The organism is Roseibium sp. (assembly GCF_025698965.1).
Classification (GTDB): Bacteria; Pseudomonadota; Alphaproteobacteria; order Rhizobiales; family Stappiaceae; genus Roseibium.
Map to the genome: position 1 here is coordinate 1 of NZ_JAILWL010000183.1, position 11,509 is coordinate 11,509.

An 11,509-nucleotide genomic window follows, 5' to 3' on the forward strand; every position below is an offset into this window, starting at 1 on the left:
CCCAGAAGGAGCCTGTCATAAGCGCTGCGGGCCGCCTCGCGGCCATAGGCAAATGCGGCAATCGAAACGATCACTCCGCCGATCAGCAGAAGCAGCGCAATCCCGAGGGCCACGCGGGCCGTCAGGGATGTGTTGGCCAACCTGCGGATGAACTCAGTCATCGACATCCAGCTTATATCCAAGCCCTCTTTGCGTCTCGATCCTGATAGTGCAATCCGCGAGTTTCTTGCGCAGGCGGGCGATATAAAGTTCCAGCGCATTCATGCTGACATCTGTGTCCTGAAAACTGAACACGCCTTCAAAGAGCCTCTCTTTGCTGACCGTTTTTCCCCGATTTCGGATCAGAAGTTCCAGGAGAGAAAACTCGCGGCGCGTAAGGTTGATCGGACTGTCATCCTGTCGTGCAATCCGGGCAGAAGCATTGAATGTCAGATTTCCGAGCGTCAGTTCCTCCGCCTTGTCGCTCAACTCCCTGCGGAAAAGAGCCCGGATACGTGCTTCAAGTTCGCGATGATCGAAAGGCTTGACGAGATAATCGTCAGCTCCTGAATTGAGTGACGACACGCGATCATCGACCGAAAACTCCGCTGTCAGCATCAGGACCGGCGTTCGGTCGGCCCGGGATCGCATCTCCTTCAGAAGTTCGGTGCCAAGCCCGTCCGGCAGATTGATATCCAGTACGATCACGTCGTAGCGCTGAACTTCCAGGCAAGCCCTCGCCTGTTCCAGCGTCTTTGCCAGGTCGCAGGCAATGCCCGACCGTTCCAGCCGGATCATGATCGCTTCAGCCATGTCAAATGTGTCTTCAACGAGCAACAAGCGCACGGATCAATTCCTCCCCATCTCACTCTTGCCCCGGCTGATTGCAGCATGCAAGCCACCTGACGCCTGGTGACAGGTTGGTGACAGGGTTTCGCGTTAGGCTGAACTCACATCCGTTGGGGGGATCCGCTTGTGCGGACCAACGGGTTTCAAAGGCCAGATAAAGCCTGATCATGTGGAGGAAACAAATCATGGCATTTAAATCGACCCGTCTTTTGCTGGCGGCTGCGTTTATTGGCGCGTCTGCATTTGGTGTTTCAGCAGCAGACTTCAAACCGGAAAACCCGGAATGCATTGCACCGGCCAACCCGGGTGGCGGCTGGGATTTCACCTGTCGTCAGGTTGGCAAGTCCCTTCAGGACCTCAAGCTTCTCGACAAGACCATGCAGGTGGTCAACCTTGCAGGTGGTGGCGGTGGCGTTGCCTTCGCTGAAGTCGTCAACAAACGCGATAGCGACAACGACCTGATCGTTGCAGCATCTGCCGCAACCGCAACCCGGCTTGCACAGGGTGCTTATCCCGGTAACACCATGGACCAGGTTCGCTGGCTGGCATCCATTGGAGCGGATTACGGCGTGATTGCAGTGGCTGCCGACAGTCCGATCAACACTCTTCCGGAACTGCTTGACCAGATCAAGAACGATCCGGCATCCGTTTCCGTGGCAGGCGGCTCTGCAGTAGGCGGCTGGGACCACCTAAAGGTTCTGATTGCTGCAAACGCTTATGGCATCAACGATGTCCGTTCCATCAAATACATTGCCTTTGACGGCGGCGGCGAAGCTGTCACGCAGCTGCTTGCCGGTTCCGTTCAGGCCTTCACCGGCGACATCTCCGAAGCCAAGGGTTTCGTGGACAGTGGCGACATCAAGGTGATTGCTGTTCTGTCGCCTGAGCGTTTGCCAGGTGAATTCGCCGACTTCCCGACAGCGAAGGAACAGGGTGTTGACGCCGTTGGTGCGAATTGGCGCGGTTTCTATGCGCCGGGCAAGATGTCCGACGACGCGTACAACGCCTGGGTCGGCAAGATCTCCGATCTTTATGCCAGCGACGAGTGGAAGGGTGTAATGGCTGCCAACGGCCTGGCACCGCTCGACCTGCAGGGAGAAGCATTCGAGCAGTTCGTTGCGCAATCCGTTGCACAGATCCAGAAAATCTCGAAAGAGATCGGCATCATCAAATAAGATTGCCATCTCCAGACTGGGGGCACTTGGCAGTGCCCCCATTTCTTATCTTGAAGACACTTTGACAGGCGGTCTCCCGATCAGGATCGAACCGCTTGCTGGAAGGTATCCATGAGCGACCGCATCTTCGGAGTGGTCGGGCTTCTCCTCGCACTCGGATATGCCTGGGCCGCTCTTGTAATTGAAGAAAGCTTTCTTTCCGACGCCGTCGGTCCTAAAGCCTTTCCTCTGATCATCGCAGCAGTTCTCGGACTGTCGTCCCTCGCCATCATCATCAAGCCCGACAAGGCGCCCGAATGGCCCTCATTCATGCGTTTCGTGGAAGTTGGTGCCGCGATTGTCGTGATGATCCTCTACGCGATCTTTCTGCCGGAACTCGGCTTCGTCATCGCAACCGCGCTTGCCGCGACCTACCTGACCTGGCGGCTCGGCACCAGACCGCTCTCGTCCGTCGTCTCCGGATGCCTGACATCCGTCGGTATCTATGCGGTCTTCCACCTTGTCCTCGGCCTTTCCCTGGCCAGGGGCCCACTGGGTTTTTAACGGAGCTGAACCATGGAAACTTTCGCTTCTCTGGCCGACGGCTTCGCGATCGCCCTTACCTGGCAGAACCTTCTGCTGGCGCTTTTAGGCTGCTTTCTCGGCACAATGATGGGTGCGCTGCCGGGCCTCGGCCCGTCCAACGGCGTCGCCATCCTCATTCCGCTGGCGTTTACCCTTGGCCTCGGCGCAACACCCTCTCTCATCCTGCTCACCTCAGTCTATTACGGCGCCATGTATGGCGGCCGGATATCGTCGATCCTGCTGAACATTCCAGGAGACGAACCGGCGATGATGACCTGTCTCGACGGCTATCCCATGGCCAAGAAAGGGCGGGCAGGCGAAGCACTTTCGCTGTCAGGTATTGCCTCGTTTGTCGGCGCATTTCTTGCAACGTGGGGCCTGATCTTTCTGGCACCGCAGCTCGTCAAGATTGCGCTGCTGTTCGGTCCTGCCGAGTATTTCGCCCTCTTTACGCTTGCCTTTGCCACCCTTGGCGGCGTCGCCTCAACCAACCAGGCGAAAACAGCCTTTGCGGCGGCCCTCGGCATCGGACTTGCCACCGTGGGTGTGGACACACAGACTGGCGTGCCGCGTTTCACGTTCGGCGAAGTGCATCTTTACGACGGCATCGACTTCCTCGTCGCCATCGTCGGCCTCTTCGCCCTGTCGGAAGTGTTCCTTTTCCTGGAACACCGGCATGGAGATTCCGACGCGGCCAAGCACAAGGTCTCTGTCGGCCGCCTGATGCCAAGCTTCTCGCTGCTGAAGTCCTGTACGCCGACCATGCTGCGCACCAGCTTCTTGGGTTTCATTGCCGGTGTTCTGCCGGGCGCCGGTGCGTCTCTCGGCTCCTTCATTTCCTACACGATGGAAAAGAAGCTGGTCGACAAGGAGAACACGTTCGGCACCGGTGATCCACGCGGTGTGGCTGCGCCGGAAGCAGGCAACAACGCAGCAGCGGGCGGTGCACTCGTGCCGATGCTTGCCCTCGGGGTTCCCGGCTCCGGCACGACCGCCGTGCTGCTTGCCGTTCTGCTGGCCCTCAACATCACGCCCGGCCCCCTACTCTTCACCCAGCAGCCTGATGTCGTCTGGGGTCTGATTGCAGCGCTGTTTATTGCCAATTTCATGCTGCTTGCGATGAACATCCCGATGATCGGCCTGTTCACCCGCGTTCTTCTGATCCCGCCACGCATCCTGATGCCGATTGTTGCAATGGTCAGCTTTGTCGGGATTTACGGCATTTCCGGCTCGTCCTTCGACCTGCTGGTAATGATCGGCTTCGGTGTGATGGGTTGGATCCTGCGCAAGCTGGATGTGCCGCTCGTACCGATCATTCTCGGCACCTTGCTCGGCAACGCCATGGAAAACAATTTGCGCCGGGCCATCACGATCGACAACGGCAACTGGTGGACGCTTGTCGACAGCCCGCTCTCGATCACGCTCTGGAGCCTCGCGGTCATCGGCTTTGTCCTGCCGATCATTTTCGGCAAGGTTCTGAAATCGCGCATGCGCATGAAGAAGGATGAAGAAGGCGCGGTGATCGACTGATCGCCGCACCACTGACTTCAGATCTCGGTCCGCATGCGATAGCCGGGTGCGAAGATCAGGCGGACATGGGTGATCGGCACCTTGCCTGACCAGGTTATGCGTTCCATTGCAAACAATGCTGTCCCGGAAGCTGCATCCAGTTTCCGGGACATCGTCTTGTCGGCATTGATGGCAAAAAACGAAAGATCCCCATGGCTGTAAGGCGCATTATGCACCAGCCACTCATTCGCACTCACTTCATCAAAAGCCATTTCGTGCGCGCCGGGCGCCGCTGCCAGATTGATGTAGCGTTCCTCGAAGGCATAGGGGCGATCGTCGGCGAAATGCAACGTCTTCAGAAACAGGACATCCTCGCCAAGTGTTACCTGAAACGCCCCGTGCAACATCGGTGGCAAAGGGCGCAGTTCCCGTTCCAGCAGGCTGTGCCGGTAAGTGCGTCCTAGCGCCTCGACTTCTTCTCTTATGATCGGAATGGTCAGCGTCGCCCTTTGAGGCGGGTTGAGTGCCACCCGGGTTCCTGCCCGGCGCTTGCGAATGACCAGCCCACTTTCGGCAAGATCTCTCAGGGCCCGATTGACCGTTGTTCGTGCGCAGCCGAACTCCTCTGCCAGATCGGCTTCATGGGGGATCTGCTCCCCAGGTTGCCAGACCCGGTCATGTATCCGTCGCAACAGGACTTCACGGATACCGGTCCAGGAATTCGTATCGATCAGAGCCAAGTCCAATTCATCTCCGCATTGTTGCGTTCAAAGGCGGCTGCGCAGAGACGCCATAGTTGATCTGTATCTAGAGCGAATAGCGTCGCCTTTTACATGCTTTCCGTGCTGAACAACATGCCTGCCTGCCGACCAGACATCACAAACCATCCCGTCATCTCCGGCAAAGATGTAACTATCGAGAATTTCATCACCTTCCCGCCCCTCAAGATCAAGCGCCGTTTGGTCCAGGGCAAGGAGATCCGCATAGTTTCCTTCACTGATCGCCCCTGCCTGTCGGCCCGCAGCCTGCGCTCCGCCACTCACCACGCCTTCGAACAGCACCCGTCCCGTTGACTTTTCCGGCGTAGCAACCGAAGCCCGGCACTTGTCGCGAAGACGCTGTGAATATTCCAAAGTGCGCAGTTCTTCGGACAGGGAAATACGAATATTGGAATCGGAACCGACACCGAAGCGGCCCATGTTTTCCAGATAGCGGACACCATCGAAAATGCCGTCGCCCAGGCTGGATTCGGTAATCGGACACAGACCTGCAACAGCTTTTGACCTGGCAAGCCCAACCGTTTCGTCAGGTGTCATTTGCGTGCAATGGATAAGACACCAGTTCTGCGACACGTCGTGATGGGAAAGCAGCCACTCGACCGGTCGCTGCCCGCGCGCCTCAAGCACTTCATCGACTTCAGCCACCTGCTCGGAAAGATGCATATGAAGCGGCTTGTCGCTTGCAAGGGCCACAGCACTGTTCAAGCCATGTTCGTCGACCGCCCGAAGCGAATGCGGTGCGACGCCGATCACCGCGTCGGGCGGTAGCGATTGCAAGGCCTTCGAAGCCAGGTCATGCAACTCCCGAAACCTGTCGAAATCATTACCGAACCGGATCTGCCCAGGTGCCAACGGGCGTTTGTCGCACCCGCCATATTGATAGAGCACCGGCAGATGTGTGAGGCCAATTCCTGTCTCTTGAGCTGCCGAGACAATCCGCTCGGACAGCTCCGCCAGATTATCGTAAGGCGTTCCGCCCGCTTGATGGTGCAGGTAGTGAAATTCCCCGACACCTGCGTAACCGGCCTCGAGCATTTCCATCTGAACGAAGGCGGCGATCGCTTCGACATCTTCGGGCGTTAGTGCGTCCAGAAAGCGGAACATGATCTGCCGCCAGGTCCAGAAACTGTCCCGCGCCTGCTCGCCCCGGCGCTCGCTCATACCCGCCATAGCGCGTTGAAAGGCGTGGCTGTGGAGATTTACGGGAGCAGGCAGAAGTATCCCAACTTGATGCCCACCGGGAGCAGCTCCGCTTTTGACCGTCGCAATGCACCCGTCTCCGTCTAGGGATATGGCAACGTTTTCGGCCCAACCTTTCGGCAGAAGCGCCTTGTCCGCAAAAATCGTCGCTCCCGTGACTGTCGACATGCCGCTATTCCCTCGTTGACACGTTAATATGTGCATGCATATTATCTTATAACGCAATCTAATCAAGCCGGAGGTGGTTCGTGTCCAAGCGTCTTCTGACCAATGCCCAATTGGCAACCCTCACCGGAAACGGGAAGCCATATGGCTTGATCGAAGACGGCGCGTTGGTGATCGAAGACGACAAGATCGCCTGGTGCGGAAAGGCCTTGGACCTACCGCCGCAGTTTTCAGGACTGACAGCAGAAGATCTTGAAAGTCGCCTCGTCACACCCGGCTTGATCGACTGCCACACCCATGTTGTTTACGGTGGCGACCGGGCACGTGAGTTTGAAATGCGGCTCCAAGGAGCCTCTTATGAGGAAGTCGCCCGCGCCGGGGGTGGCATCGTCTCAACGGTCAAAGCGACCCGGGAAGCTAGCGAAGACGAATTGCTGCGCCTTGCCCTGCCCCGCGTGGATGCCTTGATTTCAGAGGGTGTGACCACACTTGAAATCAAATCCGGTTACGGTCTCGATCTGGAAACCGAATTGCGAATGTTGCGCACGGCCAAGCGTGTTGCACAGATGCGCCCCGTGCAGGTCCGCACAAGCTTCCTTGGTGCACATGCGATACCACCAGAATACAAGGGCCGTTCTGACGACTACCTGAAGGATGTCTGCCTGCCTGCATTGGAAACGGCGCACGCGGAAGGGCTGGTCGACGCAGTTGACGGTTTCTGCGAAGGAATTGCCTTTTCACCCGAACAAATCGCGCGTGTCTTCGACAAGGCGAAAGAACTCGGCATCCCTGTCAAATTGCACGCTGAACAGCTTTCCAATCTGGGCGGCACAGCACTGGCCGCCTCCTACCGCGCCCTGTCCGCCGACCACCTGGAATATCTGGACGAATCCGGGGTGAAAGCCCTTTCGGCAAGCGGTTCCGTCGCCGTTCTCCTTCCAGGAGCCTTCTACACACTTCGCGAGACCCAACAGCCGCCGCTTGACCTGTTACGTCATCACAAGGTGCCCATCGCCCTTGCGACCGACTGCAATCCCGGCTCCTCGCCCCTCGCCTCGCTTCTGCTGACCATGAATATGGGCTGCACGTTGTTCCGCATGACACCGGAAGAATCGCTCGCAGGTGTCACCAGGGAAGCGGCAAAAGCGCTCGGGCTCGACGATCGGGGAACACTGCTGGCTGGAAAGCGGGCGGATCTTGCAATCTGGAACGTCAAACACCCGGCGGAACTCAGCTACCGCATCGGCTTCAACGCACTTCAAAAACGCATATTCGGAGGCTCTGAATGAGCACCCTCACCCTGACGCCCGGGTCCGTCACCCTGGCTGACCTGGAACGCATCTACCGGGAAGAACATGCCGTTCGCATCGACCGTTCCGCCGAAGCTGCGATCAATCTGGCCGCAGCGCGGGTTGCCAAGGCAGCCAGCGGTATGGAAGCCGTGTATGGCGTCAATACCGGTTTCGGCAAACTGGCCAGCGTCAAGATTGCGCCGGAGGACACGGCAACACTTCAGCGCAATCTGATCCTGTCTCACTGCTGCGGGGTCGGAGACGCACTCGACCACACCACCACGCGGTTGATGATGGTGCTGAAACTGCTTTCTCTCGGACGCGGTGCGTCCGGTGTGCGATTTGAGGTTCTCAAACTGATTGAGGACTGCCTTGAAAAAGGTGTGACACCGGTCATTCCATCCAAAGGTTCTGTCGGCGCATCCGGTGATCTGGCTCCGCTTGCTCACATGGCGGCGGTCCTCATCGGCGAAGGCGAGGCGGTCATTGAAGGCACCCGTCTGCCAGGTGGCGAGGCGCTTGCAAAGGCAGGTCTGACCCCGGTCGTGCTCGGTCCGAAGGAAGGTCTCGGCCTTATCAATGGAACACAGTTCTCGACCGCTTGTGCGCTCGTCGGATTGTTCGACGCATGGCGACTCGCAGAAGCCACCCTGGTAACGGCAAGCCTTTCCACCGATGCCATTATGGGCTCCACGGCCCCGTTGCTGCCGGAAATTCACGAGTTGCGCGGGCATCGCGGACAGATCGAAGTCGCCAGAGCCATGCGCGATATCATGGCCGGGTCTGAAATCCGCGAAAGCCATCGCGAAGGCGACCACCGCGTCCAGGACCCCTATTGCATCCGCTGCCAGCCACAGGTTGCCGGTGCCTGTATCGACCTGTTGCGCATGGCGGCAACAACGCTCGAGATCGAGGCCAATGCGGCGACCGACAACCCGCTTGTTCTCATCGATGCGGACCGGATTGTTTCCGGCGGTAATTTCCACGCCGAACCCGTTGCCTTTGCTGCCGACCAGACCGCTCTGGCGATCGCGGAACTCGGCGCGATCGCCCAGCGCCGGATTGCGCTGATGGTCGACCCGACGCTGTCCTTCGATCTTCCGCCCTTCCTGGCGAAGGATCCGGGTCTTAACTCCGGCATGATGATTGCCGAAGTCACAACAGCTGCTCTGATGAGCGAAAACAAGCACTTGGCCAATCCGTGCTCGACCGATTCCACACCCACTAGCGCTAATCAGGAAGACCATGTTTCCATGGCCGCTCATGGCGCTCGGCGTCTAGGGCGAATGAATATCAATCTGTCGCACATTCTGGGCGTTGAACTTCTGTGTGCGATTGAAGGTATTGAACACCGAAATCCGCTGAAAACCAGCGACGCACTTCAATCGGTCATCGACAAGCTTCGCGCGAGCGTGCCTGCTTTGGAAAAAGACCGGTATCTGGCCCCCGATCTTGAAATTGCCGCTGAACTGGTCAGGTCTCGTACCCTGGTTTCGGTGCTGTCCGAAGACCACATGATCAAACTCGGAGGCGCCCTTGCAGCCGGTTGAGATTTTTCGCGGCGACAGTCCTGTCGTGCTGGGAGTTCCCCACTCGGGAACCTTCGTCCCGGCCGAGATCGAAGCACGCCTGAATGCCATCGGACGGAAGTTGGCCGACACCGACTGGCATGTCGACCGGCTCTACAGTGGTCTGCTGCCCGGGGCGACCATGGTGCGGGCCAACTTCCACCGCTATGTCATCGATGCCAATCGAGACCCTGAAGGTGTGAGCCTCTACCCGGGCCAGAACACGACCACGCTTTGCCCGACAACCGATTTCGACGGTCGCCCGATCTACCTGGAGGGTAAGGAACCGGCCGAGGCGGAAATCAAGGAGCGTCGTCTTGCGTGGCACGCGCCTTATCATTCGGCCCTGAAAGCCGAACTGGAACGGGTGAAAGCCAGACACGGCATCGCCATTTTGTATGATTGCCATTCCATCCGCTCGGTGGTGCCTTTCCTGTTCGAGGGAACCTTGCCGGATTTCAACACCGGCACGAACAACGGCAAAACCTGCGCGCCCGAAATCGAGGCGATGGTCTCTGACCGGACCAAGACGGCGGAAGGCTACACCTCCGTTCTGAACGGCCGTTTCAAGGGCGGCTGGACTACCCGTCATTATGGCCGCCCCGGGGAAGGCTTTCATGCCATTCAGATGGAGCTTGCGCAAAAGACCCATCTGGCCACTGAAGACACACCTTTCGCTTATGACACGGCAAAGGCCGAAAAACTGCGTCTTCACCTTAAAGACATTCTGACGGCGCTCGAAACGTTGGCGCCGTCACTCGCAGAACAAGATAAAAAACTTCAGGGAGCGAACAATGACTGATCGCCGCCACAACGCACGCGACGTGTTTCCACCTACCGGCACCGAGCTCAACACCAAGTCCTGGCTGACCGAAGCTCCCTTGCGCATGTTGATGAACAACCTTCATCCGGATGTGGCGGAAAATCCGCATGAGCTGGTGGTCTATGGTGGCATCGGGCGTGCGGCCCGCACCTGGGAAGACTTCGACCGCATCGTCGCCAGCCTGAAGACGCTCGACGAGGATGAAACGCTGCTGGTTCAGTCCGGCAAGCCGGTCGGTGTGTTCAAGACCCACAAGGATGCGCCCCGCGTGCTGATTGCCAATTCCAATCTGGTTCCGAATTGGGCCAACTGGGACCACTTCCACGAACTCGACAAAAAAGGCCTGGCCATGTACGGCCAGATGACCGCCGGGTCCTGGATCTATATCGGCACCCAGGGCATCGTTCAGGGCACCTACGAAACCTTCATGGAAGCCGGACGCCAGCATTATGACGGCAACCTCAAGGGCCGCTGGATCCTGACCGGCGGACTTGGCGGTATGGGCGGTGCACAGCCTCTTGCCGCGGTCATGGCAAGCGCCTGTTGCCTTGCCGTCGAATGCGACGAAAAAAGCGCCGACTTCCGCCTGCGCACCCGTTATGTCGACGAAAAAACTCACTCTCTGGATGAGGCTCTGGACCTGATCGACCGCTGGACAAAGGCAGGCGAAGCCAAATCCGTGGCTCTGATCGGCAATGCGGCGGATGTATTCCCCGAAATGGTAAAGCGCGGTGTAAAACCGGACATCGTCACCGATCAGACCTCTGCGCACGATCCAGTCAACGGTTACCTGCCGCAGGGCTGGACAGTGGCCGAATGGCGCGCGAAGGCAGAAACAGATCCAAAGGCAGTCGAAAAAGCCGCACGCGCCTCCATGCGTGTTCATGTTGAAGCAATGGTCGACTTCTGGAATGCAGGCGTACCCACGCTCGATTATGGCAACAATATTCGCCAGGTGGCATTGGAAGAGGGTTTTGAAAACGCCTTTGCCTTCCCGGGATTTGTTCCAGCCTATATCCGCCCGCTGTTCTGCCGCGGCATCGGCCCGTTCCGCTGGTGCGCCCTGTCCGGTGACCCGGCAGACATCTACAAGACCGACGCCAAGGTGAAGGAACTGATCCCGGACGATCCACATCTTCACAACTGGCTCGACATGGCCCGCGAGCGCATTTCTTTCCAGGGCCTGCCCGCACGTATTTGCTGGGTCGGCCTCGGTCAGCGCCATCGCCTCGGCCTTGCCTTTAACGAAATGGTCCGCAACGGCGAACTCAAGGCACCGATCGTGATAGGCCGGGATCATCTGGACAGCGGCTCCGTTGCCTCGCCCAACCGCGAAACCGAAGCCATGATGGATGGATCGGATGCCGTCTCCGACTGGCCGCTTTTGAACGCACTACTCAACACCGCTTCCGGCGCGACCTGGGTGTCGTTGCATCATGGCGGTGGTGTCGGCATGGGCTTTTCCCAACATTCAGGCATGGTCATCTGCTGTGACGGCACGGCAGATGCCGACAGACGAATTGAACGCGTACTTTGGAACGACCCGGCCACCGGCGTGATGCGTCACGCCGATGCCGGTTATGAAATTGCGCTCAACTGCGCAAAA

The 11,509-nt window shown here is 58.4% G+C and carries 10 protein-coding genes; 7 read left to right on the forward strand and 3 right to left on the reverse strand.

Going from position 1 to position 11,509, the window contains the following annotated elements:
* Positions 1-153 precede the first annotated feature (153 nt).
* Positions 154-825, reverse strand: coding sequence for a response regulator transcription factor (locus K5905_RS15785; RefSeq protein ID WP_297585613.1), 672 nt, complete (start codon positions 823-825; stop codon positions 154-156).
* 188 nt (positions 826-1,013) lie between these two features.
* Here K5905_RS15785 and K5905_RS15790 point away from each other — a divergent pair, with 188 nt between their 5' ends.
* From K5905_RS15790 to K5905_RS15800, 3 genes are all read left to right on the forward strand, one after another.
* Positions 1,014-2,003 (forward strand): tripartite tricarboxylate transporter substrate binding protein, encoded by a 990-nt coding sequence (locus K5905_RS15790; protein ID WP_297585615.1) that lies wholly within the window; start codon positions 1,014-1,016, stop codon positions 2,001-2,003.
* A 111-nt stretch (positions 2,004-2,114) separates the two neighbouring features.
* Entirely contained in the window at positions 2,115-2,546 is a 432-nt protein-coding gene (locus K5905_RS15795) for a tripartite tricarboxylate transporter TctB family protein (RefSeq protein ID WP_297585616.1), read from the forward strand.
* Between the two features lie 12 nt (positions 2,547-2,558).
* Positions 2,559-4,097, forward strand: coding sequence for a tripartite tricarboxylate transporter permease (locus K5905_RS15800; protein WP_297585617.1), 1,539 nt, complete (start codon positions 2,559-2,561; stop codon positions 4,095-4,097).
* A 17-nt stretch (positions 4,098-4,114) separates the two neighbouring features.
* Here the strand turns inward: K5905_RS15800 and K5905_RS15805 are convergent, their stop codons facing one another.
* Complete coding sequence (locus K5905_RS15805) at positions 4,115-4,822, reverse strand: UTRA domain-containing protein (RefSeq protein ID WP_297585618.1); 708 nt, start codon at positions 4,820-4,822, stop codon at positions 4,115-4,117.
* A gap of 21 nt (positions 4,823-4,843) precedes the next feature.
* The gene (locus K5905_RS15810; protein WP_297585619.1) at positions 4,844-6,223 is read right to left on the reverse strand and encodes a formimidoylglutamate deiminase; all 1,380 of its coding nucleotides are present in this window, start codon (positions 6,221-6,223) and stop codon (positions 4,844-4,846) included.
* Positions 6,224-6,303: 80 nt separating this feature from the next.
* Between K5905_RS15810 and hutI the strand changes: the two genes are divergently transcribed.
* The 4 genes from hutI to hutU form a co-directional block, all read left to right on the forward strand.
* Positions 6,304-7,509 carry an imidazolonepropionase gene (hutI, locus tag K5905_RS15815; RefSeq protein ID WP_297585621.1) on the forward strand — a complete coding sequence of 402 codons (1,206 nt, stop codon included), beginning with the start codon at positions 6,304-6,306 and terminating at the stop codon, positions 7,507-7,509.
* Positions 7,506-9,062, forward strand: coding sequence for a histidine ammonia-lyase (gene hutH / locus K5905_RS15820; protein WP_297585622.1), 1,557 nt, complete (start codon positions 7,506-7,508; stop codon positions 9,060-9,062). Before hutI ends, hutH begins: the two co-directional genes overlap by 4 nt.
* Positions 9,049-9,882 (forward strand): N-formylglutamate deformylase, encoded by an 834-nt coding sequence (hutG, locus tag K5905_RS15825; RefSeq protein WP_297585623.1) that lies wholly within the window; start codon positions 9,049-9,051, stop codon positions 9,880-9,882. Before hutH ends, hutG begins: the two co-directional genes overlap by 14 nt.
* Positions 9,875-11,509 (forward strand): urocanate hydratase (hutU, locus tag K5905_RS15830; RefSeq protein ID WP_297585625.1); only part of this gene is annotated, 1,635 nt, incomplete at its 3' end. The genes hutG and hutU, both read left to right, overlap by 8 nt.

What these genes read in the sequence shown, in the direction of transcription:
- K5905_RS15790 (WP_297585615.1), top strand. Translation starts at nt 1,014, where the DNA reads ATGGCATTTAAATCGACCCGTCTTTTGCTGGCGGCTGCGTTTATTGGC.
- hutH (WP_297585622.1), top strand. Translation starts at nt 7,506, where the DNA reads ATGAGCACCCTCACCCTGACGCCCGGGTCCGTCACCCTGGCTGACCTG.
- K5905_RS15795 (WP_297585616.1), top strand. Translation starts at nt 2,115, where the DNA reads ATGAGCGACCGCATCTTCGGAGTGGTCGGGCTTCTCCTCGCACTCGGA.
- K5905_RS15800 (WP_297585617.1), top strand. Translation starts at nt 2,559, where the DNA reads ATGGAAACTTTCGCTTCTCTGGCCGACGGCTTCGCGATCGCCCTTACC.
- K5905_RS15810 (WP_297585619.1), bottom strand. Translation starts at nt 6,223, where the DNA reads ATGTCGACAGTCACGGGAGCGACGATTTTTGCGGACAAGGCGCTTCTG.